Raw genomic sequence first — 17,275 nt, forward strand, 5'->3', positions numbered from 1 at the left:
AACAATATTCCTCTATTCCATCATATCAAATTCTTAACTCCCGTCAATCGGCATTATTTGACATGATTTTAATATTAAACTTATCAGCAATTGTAAACTTTAGTATTAGAAAAATTTACATGGAACCTTATGAATGATTCTACGATAAAAAATGAAGAAGTATAGTTCTTTCCTATTATAGAAAGCGGTTTCCCCTCTCTTTTCATATAGGTATTTAGATATATTGAATATCTCACATATCGATTTTAGACGATCATAGAGCTGTCTCCTGCAGAAATCTCGTTTGAAGGAAGCGAAGAGAGGAAAACCTGCAAACAAAAGAGGGGCTGTCTCAAAAGCCCTTAAAAAGAAAAGCCTGAAGTGACATTTATAAGTCGCTTCAGGCTTTTTGTCTCCGATGATCGGTTTATCTCTTCCTGAAACAGGCGGATGGTCTTCGCCTGTTTCAGGAAGTTGTGGGCGATTGCGATCAGCCCAAACTCAATGTTCACCTTGTCAAGGCCACGAAGGTGAAAACGACGGAACGACCGATTGCCCTTGATATGACCGAACACGCTTTCGACCTCTGTTTTCCGTTTTCGATAGGTCTTTGCGCCTTCTTCCGTATCAAGGGCTCGTTTCATTTTTGATTTTCCTTCTTCATATACCGGATTATAGTGAATCTGGCGATTGCCTTTCGCTTTTGTACAATCCGTCTTGAATGGACACCCGGTACAGTCTTCACATTCATATATTTTGAAGTCTCGTTCGTATCCGTAGGCATCCGTTCGTTTGCGGTAGTATCGAAAAGTCACTCTCCGGTTATTTGGGCATATATAGGTATCATCATGTTCCAAATACGTCCAGTTCTGTACCTTCCATGGGTCGTTCCGATAGACCCGGCTTTCTTCTTTTCTCATCGTATGATAAGGGATGAGGGCATCCCATTCGTTTTCAGCGATATATAAATAGTTGGGCTCACTTCCATAACCAGCGTCTGCGATTAGCTTCTTTGGAAAGGGAAGTTGGCGTTCTTCAAGCATACGAAGGTGTGGAATCAAACAACGAGTATCTGTTGGGCGTTGATGAATGGAATAACCGACAATGAATTGATTTTCGGTCCCTGCCTGTACATTATATCCGGGTTTCAGTTGACCGTTTTTCATATGATCTTCCTTCATACGCATAAATGTGGCATCTCGATCGGTTTTGGAGAAACTATTTCGATCACCGAATGTCGCTAATTGATTTTCGTATCTTTCTAAGCGTGGCAGATAGTCTGTGTTTAACTTCTTATGTAATTGGCGCCAGTGACGAGCTTCCGCTTTTTTCTCTTTTTTCAGAACCGGATCTTGTTCGTCATGAAGGGCTTGTTCCGCTTGATTCGCCTGTTTTTCCACTTGAGTGACAGCTTCACGTAACTGTTCAGAAGTCACACGCTTGTTTTCCCCTTGATCATTCTCTACCTGCTGGTTATCGGAATCAATCGTCTCTTCAATGTGGGCGAATAATTCTTCGAGCTTGTCCTGTAGCCGCTCCTTATACTTCTGGACGGACTTTTTCCAAACAAACGTATATCGATTGGCATTCGCCTCGATTTTGGTTCCATCGAGAAAGTAGTTGTCCATGGTGATGTAGTTTTGGTCGAGCAGTAACTGAATGAGGGACGTAAACAATGGCTCAATGATGTCTTTCATTCGTTCCGAGCGAAAACGATTAATGGTGCGGAAATCTGGTGTTTGACGAGCGGCCAACCACATCATCGGAAGATGTTCACGCAGGGACTTGGCAATGTCGCGACACGAATATAATTTTTGCGTGTAGGCATACAAAATGATTTTCGTCATCATCTTTGGGTGGTAGGCACTCCGGCCGCCACCTTTATATGGGGCGTAGAAGAGATCTTCATCCACCATTTCCACCATGTCATTCACCACACGCGCCACATGGTCTTCGGGGATGAGATCGCTAAAATCCATTGGAAGGACTAATTGGTCCATGTTATAATGAATGAAAGTAGCTATAGAGTTACTCAAAAGAATCGCCTCCGTTTTCTTATTTTGTTTGTGTGGGTACTTACATTATAACGAACGGGGCGATTTTTTTGTATTCAAAAGGGCTGCCCATAAGTCAATCATTTTGACTTATGGGACAGCCCCTTACGTAAAAGAGGCTGGGACAAAACTAGCCAAATGTTTAGTGCAAAATAAAAGTTAAGAGTATTGCAACCAAAATGTTAGAAGGTTGCACAAATAGAAAAGGCTTGCCAGCCCTCTCAAAATACCCTACCGTTATTGGTGTCTAATCAACTAATGGTGGGAGGATGAAAGGATGCTAGCAATGCCTGAAATCAATCATATCAAAAAGTTAAGGAATATAAAATCCCTATCGATCAATGAAATCTCCAAACGTACTGGTTTTAGTTGGGTAACAGTTAAAAAATATGCGGATGATGATCAATTACCTACAGAAAAGATTCTTGAGAAAAAAGGCATGATGTATGAAGAAAAGTGGGGAGAAATTGTAATTGACTGGCTCGTTGAAGATTATGCCCTCAAAAAGAAATCGAGAAGAAACAATAAAAATATATTTGAAGGGTTACAGAAATTAGGGTTTACCGGTTCTTATCGAACCGTTTGTAACTTCATTAAAGAAGAATGGAAAGAAAAAGTATTAGATGAATCGGATGAATTGAAAGAGGAATATGAAAGGCTAACCCATCCTCCCGCCGAAGCCCAAATAGATTTTGGCATTACCGAGGCAATTGAAGATGGACAAGCAAAGGACATCCATGCACTAGTGATGAGTTTTCCATATAGTAACGCAGGTTTTACCGTTCCTCTGCCTGCAGAAAACCAGGAGTGCTTTTTAGAAGGTCTTAAAATACTCTTTAAACAATCGGGATTCGTTCCAAGGAAACTTCGGTTAGATAACCTTTCAGCAGCAGTAGTAAAGGCAAGGGGGCGTGGGGAAGAAACTGTTTTCAATGAAGAGTTTCTTCGCTTTGCCAGCCATTATGGATTTGAGCCGCAAGCCTGTAATGCAAGAAAAGGAAATGAAAAAGGACATGTCGAAAACAAAGTGGGATATGTACGTTATAACTTTTTCACTCCTTCTCCTGTGATCAAAGATTTAACACACTTACGTGCTTTGTTATTTGACCAGAGTAAAAGGGATCAACAACGCCTCCATTATAAGAAGGATATCTTAATTGCAGATCTGTTTGAAGAGGAAAAGAATTATGGACTAGCTTTACCTGAGTCCGAGTATCCGGTATTTAAGCAATCAATGGTAACCGCTAATAAATATGGTGAAGTAAAGGTTGATGGAGTGCTGGTCCATGTGCCTACAAGTTACCATTACGGTAAACTGCATTTGATTTTATATTGGGATCACTATAAAGTCGTCACCCGCAACGGTGAAGTGCTCTCCAAAGGACCTAGACGGTATATGAATCAAACAAGGGAAATTCCGTGGCAATCCATCTTAAAAAATTGGAAACAGAAGCCACGATCCATTGTATATTCTCGGTATTTCCCCTACCTGCCCGGCAGAATTTCTTATTACTTAAACATTGAATCAATGAAATTAAGAAAAGAACGTGTAGAGTGGTTACTAAGCTTAATTGTAAATCATGATATGCAAGAAATAGACGAACGCTTCTATGAGTTACTACCAGAAGAAAAACAGTTTGATGCGAGTCTGGATGATTCTACGAACCATCCTTATGATGTAAATTGGAGTATTTATGACTCCCTCCAGCCTACCGTTAAGGAGGGTGTATATCATGACTGATGCGATTAGAGAGAAATGTAAATTGCTTCGTTTAGCATATGTAGCCGACATGTACGAGAAGGTTCCTTTCGAGAATCCAGAACAATACTTGATAGATTTACTACAACAAGAAATAGAGTTAAGGGAAATAGCAAAAGGAGAACGCCTAATTAAAAAGGCAAAATTCATGAATGAAAAGGAACTAGATGATTATCGTTGGGGCGAACATATTCATTTCCCAACAAATCTCGACAGAGATGGTCTGGAGTCCCTTTCATTTATCAAGAGAAAAGAGAATGTCATTCTATCCGGAGCGCCAGGAACTGGGAAATCCCATTTGGCAACAGCATTGGGTCGTAAGGCTTGTAGAAACGGATATGAGGTCCGTTTCTACCGGGTAGCTGATTTAATAGACCTTTTGGAAAAGTCCTGGGCAGAAGGCCGATATCAACTATTACGTAACCGATTCAATAAAGTCGATATGATCATTCTTGATGAGATGGGATACGTGCCATTTAGTAAGGATGGAGCTGAGTTATTATTTCAATTGATTTCCGATTGGTATGAACAGAAAAGCCTTATTATTACGTCCAATTTAGAATTTAGTCAGTGGAATAAAATATTTGTGGATGCACGGCTCACCGCTGCCTTGGTGGATCGAGTGATACATCACGCACATATTTTAAGTTTTACTGGCGATAGTTACCGTGTGAAACATGCATTATCGAATCGCTAATTAGAAAGAAAGTAAGGGCTGGCAAAGTTCTAAACTTTTCATTGCATTCTTCTAAACTTTTTGCTTGCAAAATACACCAAAAATAGTAAGTAAAAAGGTTCCAAGCAAATAATAAGTGCTTGGAACCTTTTTTGTGGAGTTTTTCTTATTTCCTGGCCCTATGTCACCGTTCGTGGCCGTGTACTTTCTCAAGTTCACGGCCATAAATGCAAACCCCAATTCATTTTTCACTTTATCTTTGCCTCTGACGGACATTCGAGTGAAACCCAAATTAGCCTTCAGAAAACCGAACACTGGTTCTACTTCAACTTTTCGTTTCCTGTAAATTTCACCAGTTTTCTCGTCTGAAAGCTTCATACGTATATTTTCTTTTTGAGATTCCCACTTTTCATTAATGTAGACTTTTCGATTGTTGCCTTCTTTTGCTTTCGTGCACAGTTCGCGGAATGGACAGCCTGAACAATCTTCACATTCGTACACTTTAAATTCCCGTGTGAATCCGTACCTGTCTGTTCGTTTGGACTGATGGCTAAACCATACTTTTTGACCATTTGGACATCGGAAAGCGTCCTCTTCCTCATTATAATCCCAATTGTCTACATGAAAAGCATTGTCTTTGTGTTTCCTTTTCTTTTCCTTTCGATACTGATTGTATGTAATAAGTGGCGTTCGATTTCGATTCTCAATGATTTCTTCATAGTTCTGTTCGCTTCCGTATCCTGCATCTGCAACGATATATTCTGGTAATTCGAAGAAATCTTCTATCGTTTGAAGAAATGGAATCAAGGTGCGTGTATCTGTTGGATTTGGAAAAACATCGTAAGCGAGTGCGTATTGACCTTCTGTCGCAAGTTGTACATTATAACCAGCTTTCAATTGACCGTTCTTCATGTAATCGTCCTTCATCCGCATAAACGTCGCATCAGGATCAGTTTTTGAATAGCTATTGCGTTCGCCGAAAGTCTCCATATCTTTTTGATACTTTTGTTTACGAGCAATGAAATCCATGAACTGCTTACGAGCTTGTTTTGGTGCTTTACGTTCAGCGCGAATGTTCTTCCGTTCACTGCCGACCTCACAAGCTTCAATTTTTTTATCATATTCGCTGACTGTTTCGTCTAACTTTTTGACCACTTCTTCCATTTCTTTAACGGTTAGTTCTTCTTTACTTTCTCGTTCTATCGCTGGGATAATTTCCTTTTCCAATAATTCATCATACAGTTGGTTGGACTTTTCTATTAATTTTTCACTATATTGTTCGACGGATTTTCTCCATACAAAGGTAAATTTGTTTGCGTTCGCTTCAATCTTCGTACCATCAATAAAAATTGCTTCTTCTTCAATCAACTCCTTTTCCACGAGTTGATTACGGAATTGGACAAAACATTCGCGCAGTAATTTTTCAATAAGTGGATTGGAACGGAAACGATTAATCGTCCGATAGCTCGGCTCATTTCCTTGGGCTAACCACATCATCCGAATACTGTCTTGGAGCAACGCTTCTATCTTACGACCAGAAAACACAGATTGTGTATACCCACACAAAATAACTTTTAACATCATACGAGGATGATAGGCAGGACGTCCAGTTTGGCGTAAGAAATCTTTGAATGCTTCCTCTGGTATGCTCTCTACAAGGTCATTAATCGCAAAAGCAATATCATTTTCTTGTAATTTTATTTCTAAATCTAGCGGCAAAACAATTTGATTCATGGTATACTGTTTAAACATAAGGACACCTCCAAAAATTATTGTTTAGTCACTTTAATTTTATCAAAAGGTGTCCTTTTGGTTTACACAAAATACGAATAAAAAGGCGTGAAGCCTACACTTTTTAGTGTAAGCTCCTACGCCTTATTTTTTTATTTCCTGGGGTTTTGTCCCAGCCCCTTTTTTACAAAAGTTTTAGCTAGCTTTAATTTTCTCTAACTCAACTAAAAATTTATCATTCAACACTTTAATGTAGGTCCCTTTCATCCCTAGTGAGCGCGATTCAATAACACCAGCGCTCTCAAGCTTTCTCAAGGCGTTAACAATCACTGAACGTGTAATACCGACACGGTCTGCAATTTTACTAGCGACAAGTAAGCCTTCCTTACCATCCAGCTCTTCAAAAATGTGCTCAACCGCTTCGAGCTCACTATAGGATAATGAGCTAATCGCCATTTGCACAACTGCTTTGCTTCGTGCTTCCTCTTCAATCTCTTGCGTCTTCTCATGAAGAATTTCCATTCCTACAACCGTTGCACCGTATTCTGCAAGGATGAGGTCATCATCGTTAAACGAATCGTTGAGACGTGCCAAAATCAAAGTTCCGAGGCGTTGTCCTCCCCCTGAAATAGGAACGATCGTCGTCAATCCTGTTTTAAATAATTCTTTATTTTCAACTGGGAAAGCCGTGAATTCGCTATTAATATCTAGGTTAGCAGATGTTTCTTCAACCTTGAATAGGCCTGTCGTATATTCTTCTGGGAATTGACGGTCCTCAAGCATCTTTTTCATTCGCTCGTTTTCAATCTCTTGCTTTATCGCAAAGCCTAGTAGCTTTCCCCGACGGCTTACAACAAAAATATTTGCACTAATAACATCGCGCAACGTTTCAGCCATTTCGCGGAAGTTTACGTGTTGAACCCCAGATTTTTGTAACATGTCATTAATTTTACGCATTCTTGATAATAAACTCATTTCCATTTGTTAATCTCCTCCTAGTTATTACATCGTCATAAAATGTATTGACTTAAATCTCGATTTTTTGCAATGGCCGCTAGCTTCTCTGTTACATACTCTGGTGTGATGACTATTTCCTCTAAATTTACATCCGGTGCTTCAAATGACAAATCTTCAAGCAACCGTTCAAGAAGCGTGTGCAGTCGTCTCGCTCCGATATTTTCTGTCTCCTGATTTACTTCTGTTGCAATCGTCGCAATCTTATGAACAGCTTCGTCAGTAAACACGATTTTTATACCTTCTGTTTCCAATAGAGCAGCATATTGCTTCAATAACGCATTGTCAGGTTCAACTAAAATACGGACAAAATCATCCACCGTTAAATTACTCAACTCCACACGAATCGGGAATCGCCCTTGCAGCTCTGGAATGAGGTCGGAAGGTTTGGCTACATGGAAAGCGCCGGCTCCAATAAACAGCATGTGATCGGTTGATACCGGTCCGTACTTCGTTACAACCGTGGAACCTTCAACGATTGGCAAAATATCACGCTGCACTCCTTCACGGGACACATCGGCACTCTGTTGTCCTTTTCCAGCAATTTTGTCGATTTCGTCTATAAACACAATTCCCAATTGTTCCGCTTTTGAAACAGCTTCTTGGGTCACTTCATCCATGTCAATCAACTTCTGTGCCTCTTCTTCTGTCAGCACCCTCCGTGCTTCGCGTACAGTGAGTTTACGTTTTTTCCGTTTTTTCGGCATCATATTCCCTAACATTTCTTGCATATTCATCCCCATTTGTTCCATTCCAGAACCTTGGAGCATATCAAAAAATTGCGGTGTCTGTTCTTCCACTTCAACCGTCACATAGTGGTCTTCCAGTTCACCAAGTGCAAGTTGATGACTCATTCGTCGTCGCCGCTCCGTCAATGTGTCTTGCTCCGCCGACGTTTCCTGATGGTCCGTATTTTCTTGCTGCTGACCAAAGAGCATCTCTAGAGGATTTTTATATGCTTGTGTTTTTTTCTTTGCTGGTACGAGCAGCTCAACAATCCGCTGGTTGGCTTGTTCTTCCGCCTGCTTTTTAACATCCTTCATCTTTTCTTCTTTTACGAGGCGAACTGAGGTTTCTACAAGATCACGAATCATCGATTCCACATCTCTACCCACATAGCCAACTTCTGTAAACTTTGTCGCTTCTACTTTGACAAATGGTGCACCTACAAGCTTCGCTAACCTTCTTGCAATCTCTGTTTTCCCAACTCCTGTTGGACCAATCATTAATATGTTCTTTGGTGTAATTTCGTCCCGGAGTTTATCTTCTAGTTGGAAGCGTCGATAACGGTTTCGCAGCGCAATCGCGACAGATCGCTTCGCACCTTCTTGACCTACGATATACTGATCGAGCCGTTCAACAATTTGTCTTGGTGTAAGAACGCTTTTCAATTTCATCACCCTCCAAACATCTTCTTTCCAAGCCATGGCGTTAGGTTTACAGTTCTTCCACAATCAATTGATCATTCGTATAAACGCAAATGTCTCCAGCTGTCTCAAGAGCTGCTTGGGCGATTTCTCTAGCTGATAATTGCGGAGCCTTTTTCTTCAGGGCGCGGCCGGCCGCTAACGCATAATTCCCTCCAGAGCCGATCGCTAAAATACCGTCATCTGGCTCGATCACTTCTCCCGTTCCTGAGACGAGTAACAAATGCTCTTCGTTCATGACGATAAGCATTGCCTCCAACCGACGAAGAACTTTATCGCTACGCCATTCTTTTGCGACCTCAACAGCAGATCGCTGTAAGTTGCCATTGAATTCTTCTAGCTTCGCTTCAAATTTTTCAAACAATGTGAACGCGTCGGCAACAGAACCTGCAAAACCAGCTAACACTTTGCCATGATAGATTTTACGTACTTTCCTTGCTGTATGTTTCATAACCACGGCATTTCCAAATGTGACTTGGCCATCGCCTGCCATCGCACATTTCCCATTATGATGGATGGCAAAAATAGTCGTTGCATGGAATGTCATTTCCATTCGTTAAGCCTCCTTACGAAATAAATTACGGCTTTCATGTACTCTACCTATTTTATGCGCGTGGGTGATGAGTTCGATATACGTCCCTTAATCGATCCTTCGTTACATGTGTATACACTTGTGTCGTTGATAAGTTCTCGTGGCCAAGCAAATCTTGAACGACGCGAAGGTCAGCCCCATTGTTCAACAAATGAGTGGCGAACGAATGGCGCAAAGAATGCGGGCTTACGCGAGTAGAGAGAGCCGCCTGGTCAAGAGCCTGGTGCAAAATTTTTCGCACTCCTCGTTCTGTAAGGGGACCGCCCCGGTAATTTAGGAATAAATCGCCGGGAAGATCTACACTTTTACTTTTTTTTAGCAGCTTTTCTCTCCCATTTTCTATGTACTCTTGGATGGCGTCACACGCAAATGAGCCGATTGGAACGTAGCGCTCTTTTCGTCCTTTCCCAAAAACAAAGACGGTACCTAGGGAAAGGTCTACATCTTGAAGCTTCAGTCCACAACATTCACTTACACGCAAGCCCGAAGCATAAATTGTTTCAAACAAGGCTCGGTTTCGTAATTGCAATGGTGAGTCTCCGTTTAGTGCATCAAGTAACTGCTCCATTTCCTCTTCATAAAGAAAGGAGGGAAGTTTTTTCACCCCTTTTGGCGTATGGGCTAGCAAAAATGGGTTTTCCATCACCCATTTTTCCCGGACGAGAAATTGATAAAAGCTTCTTAACGTGGAAAGTTTTCGTGAAACGGTGGATCTCGCATATTCCTGTTCATAAAGAACGGTTAAATAGTGGCGTACAAATGCATAAGAAACAGCAGCAAACGATGGGATTGACTGCTGCTCCATAAAGTCACGAAAATGCCTTAAATCTAACTCATAATTTATGATCGTATGAGGAGAATGATTTTTTTCCATTTTCAAATAAAGAAGAAAAGCCGAGACCCATTGATCGTTTCGAATTTCCACCATTGACCACCTCTTTTAAAGCTTTTAAATTCTAACATATGTTTCGTCAGGGGGCAATACTATTTACATTTTTTTCACAAAATTCTGAATTGATTCTAGTGCCCGCCCAGCTAACGTTTCATAGCGTATTTTTTTATCCTTGATCCGGGTATCAAGAGGTGGTAGTAAGCCAAAGTTGGCATTCATAGGCTGGAAATTTTTCGAATTGGCTGTTGTAATGTAATTCGCCATGCTTCCTAGCATCGTCGTATCTGGGAATACAACGAGCTCTTTGCCTTGGACGAGACGTGCCGCATTGAGACCTGCGACAAGACCGGCTGCCGCGGATTCCACGTACCCTTCAACCCCTGTAATCTGTCCAGCAAAGAAAAGATCTTTCCGCTTCTTGTATTGATAGGTTGGCTTTAATAAGTTAGGTGAATTAATAAACGTATTGCGATGCATGACACCGTAGCGGACGATCTCTGCGTTTTCTAACCCTGGAATTAATTGAATCACTTCTTTTTGCGGCCCCCACTTTAAATGGGTTTGGAAGCCGACAATATTATACAGTGTCCCCGACTGGTTGTCTTGTCGTAATTGCACGACTGCGTACGGGCGCTTACCTGTTTTTGGGTCCTCTAAACCGACTGGCTTCATCGGTCCGAATAGAAGCGTCTTTTTCCCTCGTTTGGCCATAACTTCAACAGGCATACAGCCTTCAAAGAAAACTTCCTTTTCGAACTCTTTTAAAGGGACCGTCTCTGCAGAGGTGAGAGCCTCATAAAACCGATCAAACTCCTCCTCTGTCATCGGACAATTTAAATAGGCTGCTTCTCCTTTATCATAACGCGACTTGAGGTAGACTTTGTCCATATTAATTGAATCGGTTTCAATTATAGGAGCGGCTGCGTCGTAAAAGTATAAGTATTCTTCACCGGTTAATTGTTTTAGCTGCTCGGATAATGCTTTTGACGTTAACGGGCCTGTCGCTATGACCGTTGGTCCATCAGGGATCTTTTGAATTTCCTCGGTAAAAACCGTTACATTCGGGTGCTCTCGTACCGCTTCGGTAACCGCTTGCGCAAATTCATGACGATCCACAGCTAGAGCTCCCCCTGCTGGAACCGAGCAACGGTCAGCTGAACGGATAATAACCGAATTCAAACGCCGCATCTCTTCTTTCAACACACCAACTGCATTCGTCAAACTATTTCCACGCAGCGAATTGCTGCAGACAAGCTCTGCAAATTTATCCGTATGATGGGCAGGTGTTTGCTTCACTGGACGCATCTCGTATAGGTAGACAGCGATTCCCCGCTCAGCGATTTGCCATGCAGCTTCACTTCCAGCCAACCCTGCTCCGATAACATTAATATGTGGCGTAGACATAATGACCTCCTTTTGCCTCTCTTCGTCAAAATACAAATGTTCATTTAATGTTTACAAACTTGCAAAAAGCCCAACCACTTTACGTGTCAGGCTTTCTTCCAGTACTTAAGATAACCAAAACAAATCATAATACGTTTAAGCTACCATTGCAACTCATAGGTGGTTTTTGACACAAAGTTGCTTAATTTGCTTCCTCTTTGTAATCACAGGAAGAACATTGAACTTGAACTTGTTTTTTCGTCCGTTTTTCTACAAGATAGCTTGAACACTTCGGACATGAACGGGCGATCGGTTTATCCCACGAGACGAAATCGCACTCAGGGTATTGATTACAACCATAAAACACCCGACGTTTTTTACTTTTCCGCTCAACAATTTCTCCTTTTTCACACTTTGGACATTTCACACCAATTTCTTTCACGATTGGCTTTGTGTTTCGACAGTCCGGGAAGTTGGAACAGGCCATAAATTTGCCGTAACGCCCCATTTTGTACACCATTTCATGGCCGCACTTTTCACACATTTCTCCCGTCGGTTCATCTTTAATTTCGACTTCTTTCATTTCTTCTTCTGCGACTTTTAACCGTTCTTCAAACCCTTTATAGAAATCGTCGATGATCTTAATCCATTGCTGCTTACCTTCCTCGATTGAGTCGAGGTCATCTTCCATCTTGGCCGTAAATTCAACATCAAGAATTTCAGGAAAAAACTCTGTCATGAGCTCAAGGACAATTTCACCGAGCTCGGTTGGAACAAACCTCCGCTCATCAAGGGCCACATAGCCGCGTTTTTGAATCGTATCAAGCGTCGGTGCATAGGTGGATGGGCGGCCGATACCAAGCTCCTCCATTGTCTTCACAAGTCGAGCCTCCGTATATCGAGGAGGCGGCTGTGTAAAGTGTTGGCTCGGTTCGATCTCTTCTTTCGTCACCGTTTGCCCTTCTTGTAAGTTCGGGAGAAGACGATCTTCTTCCTTCTTCCCTTCGTCATTTCCTTCGATGTAGACTTTCATAAATCCAGGAAATTTCACCTTTGAACCTGTTGCTCGAAACAAGACGCCTTCATTGGAAAGATCGACGGTCATCGTGTCCATAATCGCAGGAGCCATTTGACTAGCGACAAGCCGCTCCCAAATTAATTTATAGAGACGTAGCTGATCGCGAGATAGGTACTCCTTCAACGATTTAGGATCTCGCTCGACTGAGGTTGGCCTGATCGCTTCATGGGCATCTTGGGATTTTTTGTCTTTCTTTACTGCCTTCGTCCCATTTTGCGCATATTCTTTTCCAAATTTTGATTCAATGTATTCTTTTGTTTCCGCTTTCGCTGTATCGGAAATACGAGTAGAATCTGTACGCATGTATGTAATGAGACCTACCGTACCTTCTTTTCCTAAGTCAATACCTTCATACAGTTGTTGTGCGAGCATCATTGTTTTCTTCGCGCGGAAGTTTAATTTCCGAGCGGCTTCCTGCTGCAGTGAAGACGTGGTGAACGGGCTGACCGGATTTCGCTTTCGTTCCTTTTTCTGTACGGAATCGACGTGAAACTGATCGCCTTTTAACTTTGCCAATACGTTATTCACGTCATCTTCTGATTTAAGCTCTACCTTTTTACCGTTCGTTCCATAGAACTTTGCTTCAAAAGGCTCTCCGTCCAAGGCGAATGTCCCTTGTATGCTCCAATATTCTTCAGGTTCAAACGCTTGAATTTCTTTCTCCCGATCAATAATCATCTTAACGGCGACGGATTGAACACGTCCAGCGCTTAACCCTTTTTTTACTTTTTTCCATAATAAAGGGCTAATGTTATACCCAACGAGACGATCCAAAACCCGTCTTGCCTGCTGGGCGTCAACTAAGTCCATATTGATCGGCCTCGGGCTTTTAAAAGCATCTTTTATCGCTTGTTTCGTAATTTCATTAAATACTACACGGCATTCAGACGTTTCATCAATGTCTAAGCTATGAGCTAAATGCCAAGCAATCGCTTCACCTTCACGATCCGGGTCGGCTGCTAAATAGACGCGTTTCACCTTCTTGGCGGCGCTTTTTAACTCTTTTAATACTGGTCCCTTTCCGCGGATCGTTATATACCTCGGACTATACTCGTCCTCTATATCAACGCCCATTTGACTTTTCGGTAAGTCACGAACATGACCCATGGACGCCTTTACCGTATATTTTTTTCCCAAGTACTTTCCAATCGTTTTCGCTTTAGCGGGAGATTCCACGATTACTAAATAGTCTGCCACAAAAATCCTCCCCCTTTCACAGAAATGAATCTTCCCTATTATGAAGCAGAGTTTCTCCTTTTGTCAAACAGAAGTTAGAAAAACTTGTCACTGTCACAAGATTGTTGAAATCCACAAAGTTCTTCTATTATATCGTCCGCTCGTTGAATTAATTTTGCCCCTTGTTGAATTAACTGATTCGTCCCAGCTGCTTTCTGATTGGTGATCGCTCCCGGCACAGCAAAAACATCACGTCCTTGTTCTAGGGCTTGGTCAGCCGTGATAAGCGAGCCGCTTTTTTCTTTTGCTTCAATGACGACCGTCCCAGCACATAATCCGCTTATGATTCGGTTCCGTTCAGGAAACTGCCACGGCCTCGGCTTTACATAAGGTGGATATTCGCTAATCATCAGTTGGCTGACCATTTCGTGTTCAGCAAATGGGCGATGAGCAGCAGGATAAAGATTGTCGTGCCCATGGGCGAGAACGGCGATCGTCTGCCCCCCATTTTTCACAGTTAATTGATGGGCATGTATATCCACCCCTGCGGCAAATCCACTCACGATTACCCAACCGTCCTGTAGGAGTGGAGGAATAAGAAGCTCCAAGCTTTTTAACCCAGTCGTTGAAGGTTTTCTCGTTCCTACAATCGCCAATCGCTTTTCTGAATAAAGTGTATTCATTCTCCCTCTGCAAAACAACACAAACGGTGGGTCATAAATCTCTTTTAACAGGTTTGGGTACCCTTTGTCAAAGATCGTAACCGGAACGATTTGCTTTTTCTTATAATATTCGGACCAGAAATCTGTTGAAACCCGTCGTAAATGCTCGTAGAGATGTCGTGCTTTTTTTGTCGAAAGTCCATAGGTTTCGGATAATTGTACGTGGGATTGCTTAAAAATTACAGTCAATGTTTCATCAAAATGGAGAATTTTTTTAAGTAGGGCGCGTGACATGGATGGTAGACTTGCAAGGTGAGTTAACCGTTTGGCTCGTGAGGACAAAAAGCCACATCCTTTCTTCCTGTTAGGCGGAGGTAACAAAGGGGAAAAAGCCCCCATCAAGGGAGCTTTTTATGTGAAGATTATACTTGATGTGTCGTGCACTTTTCTAAAAGCCCTTGCTCTTTAAGAACGGAAATAAGCGTTTCTCCCATAACGGAAGGCGTTTCCGCTACTTTTACGCCGCAGCTTTCGAGCGTTTTAATTTTTTCAGCGGCCGTTCCTTTTCCGCCAGAGATGATCGCACCAGCATGACCCATGCGCTTTCCTGGAGGTGCTGTTTGACCACCAATAAATCCGACAACTGGCTTTGTCATATTGGCTTTGATCCACTCTGCCGCTTCTTCTTCCGCCGTACCACCAATTTCACCGATCATGATAACTGCGTATGTGTCAGGGTCTTCATTAAATAACTTTAGGACATCAATGAAGTTTGTGCCATTTACTGGATCTCCGCCGATACCGACAGCCGTTGACTGTCCAATGCCGGCTGTTGAAAGCTGATGGACCGCTTCGTACGTTAATGTTCCGGAGCGGGACACAACGCCAACGTGGCCTTTTTTATGAATATAGCCAGGCATGATCCCAATTTTGCACTCTTCCGGCGTGATCACACCCGGGCAGTTTGGCCCAACTAAACGGGTCTTTTTCCCTTCCATATAACGCTTAACCTTTACCATGTCCATCACAGGAATTCCCTCTGTAATACAAATGGCAAGGTCGAGCTCAGCATCGACAGCTTCCATGATTGCATCTGCAGCAAATGCTGGCGGTACATAAATAACAGAAGCGTTTGCACCTGTCGCTTCAACCGCTTGACTCACCGTATCAAATACCGGGATGCCTTCTACTTCTGTTCCGCCTTTTCCAGGTGTTACACCACCGACAATGTTTGTTCCATATTCAACTGCTTGCTTTGTATGGAACAAACCTGTTGCACCAGTAATCCCTTGTACGATGACTTTTGTATCCTTGTTAATTAAGATACTCATTCTCCACGTCCCGCCTTTCTAATCCTATCATTCTATTTCACGAGAGAAACAATTTTTTGTGCACCGTCTGCCATTGAATCGGCTGCTGTAATGTTTAATCCAGACTCTTCAAGCTTTTTCTTACCTAAATCAACGTTTGTTCCTTCAAGGCGAACGACAAGAGGGATGCTTAATCCTACTTCCTTCGTCGCTTGAATAACCCCTTCTGCGATGACATCACATTTCATGATACCACCGAAAATGTTAACAAAGATTCCTTTAACACTTTCATCAGAAAGAATGATCTTGAACGCTTCTGTAACTTTCTCTGCCGTCGCACCGCCTCCAACATCGAGGAAGTTCGCCGGTTCACCGTTGTAATGTTTAATAATATCCATTGTTGCCATGGCTAAACCTGCACCGTTTACCATGCAGCCGATATTTCCATCTAAAGAAATGTAGCTCAAATCATATTTTGACGCTTCGATTTCCTTTGGATCCTCTTCGTCTAAATCACGGAATTCGAGGATAGCCTTTTGACGATAAAGAGCATTCGAATCAAAGTTTAGCTTCGCATCAAGGGCCATGACCTTTCCATCACCTGTTGTGACGAGCGGATTGATCTCGGCAATAGAGCAATCTTTTTCAACAAATACTTTGTACAATCCGAGCATGAACTTCACTGCTTGTCCAACGAGCTCTTTCGGAATGTTGATGTTGAACGCCAATCTGCGCGCTTGGAAGCCTTGTAAGCCGACCACTGGATCGATGATTTCTTTAAAGATTTTTTCAGGTGTTTTTTCTGCCACTTCCTCGATTTCAGTACCACCTTCTTCAGATGCCATCATGACAACGCGAGAAGTGGCTCTGTCGAGGACAAGGCCAACATAGTACTCTTTCTGGATGTCGCACCCTTCTTCGATAAGTAAGCGCTTAACTTCTTTACCTTCAGGACCTGTTTGATGAGTAACTAACGTTTTTCCTAAAATCTCGTCAGCATATGTACGAACCTCATCAAGATTTTTCGCCACCTTGACGCCGCCTGCTTTTCCTCGACCCCCTGCGTGAATTTGCGCTTTTACCACACAAACATTAGAGCCGAGCTCTTTTGCTGCTTCAACCGCTTCGTCAACAGAAAAGGCAACTTTTCCGTTCGGAACCGCTACACCGTACTGACGAAGGAGCTCTTTCCCTTGGTACTCATGGATATTCATTCTCTCTCCATCCTCCTGTCAAATGCAAGATTTTACATACTGCTATTGCCGTATGCTTATGGAATTCATCAGTGACATCATGCATGATTTGAGGCACTTCGCATGATCCTTTTTCATTTTAGCACTTTTTCAAATATTTTGGGAGGGGTTCTTCAATTCTTTCCCGCAAATCCGGCAGTAAACGACAGTAGGTGGGAAATCAACCTGAATTATTCATAAAAAATCTTTGATAACCAAATAATGCTTATCTATCAAGGTATTGAGCTAAATGGTCCATGCATCAAATAAATGAAAAAAGAATCCATTTCTGATATGGTTAAAGCAACTA

Annotated in this window: 13 protein-coding genes; 2 read left to right on the forward strand and 11 right to left on the reverse strand. The window is 42.2% G+C overall.

Going from position 1 to position 17,275, the window contains the following annotated elements; translation table 11 throughout:
- Window positions 1-341: 341 nt before the first annotated feature.
- Window positions 342-1,979 (reverse strand): IS1182 family transposase, encoded by a 1,638-nt coding sequence (locus E2L07_RS03540; RefSeq protein ID WP_134228860.1) that lies wholly within the window; start codon window positions 1,977-1,979, stop codon window positions 342-344.
- 331 nt (window positions 1,980-2,310) lie between these two features.
- Here E2L07_RS03540 and istA point away from each other — a divergent pair, with 331 nt between their 5' ends.
- Window positions 2,311-3,774 (forward strand): IS21 family transposase, encoded by a 1,464-nt coding sequence (gene istA, locus E2L07_RS03545; protein WP_134228856.1) that lies wholly within the window; start codon window positions 2,311-2,313, stop codon window positions 3,772-3,774.
- Window positions 3,767-4,489 (forward strand): IS21-like element helper ATPase IstB, encoded by a 723-nt coding sequence (istB, locus tag E2L07_RS03550; protein WP_134228857.1) that lies wholly within the window; start codon window positions 3,767-3,769, stop codon window positions 4,487-4,489. The genes istA and istB overlap by 8 nt, the downstream gene beginning before the upstream one ends.
- Window positions 4,490-4,540: 51 nt before the next feature.
- On the opposite strand, the gene E2L07_RS03555 is transcribed toward istB, so the two are convergent.
- The 10 genes from E2L07_RS03555 to sucC form a co-directional block, all read right to left on the reverse strand.
- Window positions 4,541-6,220, reverse strand: coding sequence for an IS1182 family transposase (locus E2L07_RS03555; RefSeq protein WP_243854894.1), 1,680 nt, complete (start codon window positions 6,218-6,220; stop codon window positions 4,541-4,543).
- 174 nt (window positions 6,221-6,394) lie between these two features.
- A complete protein-coding gene (codY, locus tag E2L07_RS03560; RefSeq protein WP_010898615.1) occupies window positions 6,395-7,174 on the reverse strand; it encodes a GTP-sensing pleiotropic transcriptional regulator CodY in 780 nt (259 codons plus the stop codon).
- A gap of 35 nt (window positions 7,175-7,209) precedes the next feature.
- A complete protein-coding gene (hslU, locus tag E2L07_RS03565; protein WP_243854895.1) occupies window positions 7,210-8,604 on the reverse strand; it encodes an HslU--HslV peptidase ATPase subunit in 1,395 nt (464 codons plus the stop codon).
- 46 nt (window positions 8,605-8,650) lie between these two features.
- Entirely contained in the window at window positions 8,651-9,193 is a 543-nt protein-coding gene (gene hslV / locus E2L07_RS03570; RefSeq protein ID WP_010898617.1) for an ATP-dependent protease subunit HslV, read from the reverse strand.
- Window positions 9,194-9,245: 52 nt separating this feature from the next.
- A complete protein-coding gene (xerC, locus tag E2L07_RS03575) occupies window positions 9,246-10,160 on the reverse strand; it encodes a tyrosine recombinase XerC (RefSeq protein WP_053430945.1) in 915 nt (304 codons plus the stop codon).
- A 60-nt stretch (window positions 10,161-10,220) separates the two neighbouring features.
- Complete coding sequence (gene trmFO / locus E2L07_RS03580) at window positions 10,221-11,528, reverse strand: FADH(2)-oxidizing methylenetetrahydrofolate--tRNA-(uracil(54)-C(5))-methyltransferase TrmFO (RefSeq protein ID WP_053430944.1); 1,308 nt, start codon at window positions 11,526-11,528, stop codon at window positions 10,221-10,223.
- A gap of 181 nt (window positions 11,529-11,709) precedes the next feature.
- Window positions 11,710-13,782: a type I DNA topoisomerase gene (gene topA, locus E2L07_RS03585; protein ID WP_010898620.1), complete on the reverse strand. Its 2,073-nt coding sequence runs from the start codon at window positions 13,780-13,782 to the stop codon at window positions 11,710-11,712.
- Between the two features lie 74 nt (window positions 13,783-13,856).
- Window positions 13,857-14,765: a DNA-processing protein DprA gene (dprA, locus tag E2L07_RS03590; RefSeq protein ID WP_053430943.1), complete on the reverse strand. Its 909-nt coding sequence runs from the start codon at window positions 14,763-14,765 to the stop codon at window positions 13,857-13,859.
- 80 nt (window positions 14,766-14,845) lie between these two features.
- The gene (gene sucD / locus E2L07_RS03595) at window positions 14,846-15,754 is read right to left on the reverse strand and encodes a succinate--CoA ligase subunit alpha (protein WP_010898622.1); all 909 of its coding nucleotides are present in this window, start codon (window positions 15,752-15,754) and stop codon (window positions 14,846-14,848) included.
- 32 nt (window positions 15,755-15,786) lie between these two features.
- Window positions 15,787-16,947 carry an ADP-forming succinate--CoA ligase subunit beta gene (sucC, locus tag E2L07_RS03600; RefSeq protein ID WP_010898623.1) on the reverse strand — a complete coding sequence of 387 codons (1,161 nt, stop codon included), beginning with the start codon at window positions 16,945-16,947 and terminating at the stop codon, window positions 15,787-15,789.
- Between the last annotated feature and the right edge of the window lie 328 nt (window positions 16,948-17,275).

Source organism: Halalkalibacterium halodurans, from assembly GCF_004376175.1.
Classification (GTDB): Bacteria; Bacillota; Bacilli; order Bacillales; family Bacillaceae_D; genus Halalkalibacterium; species Halalkalibacterium halodurans.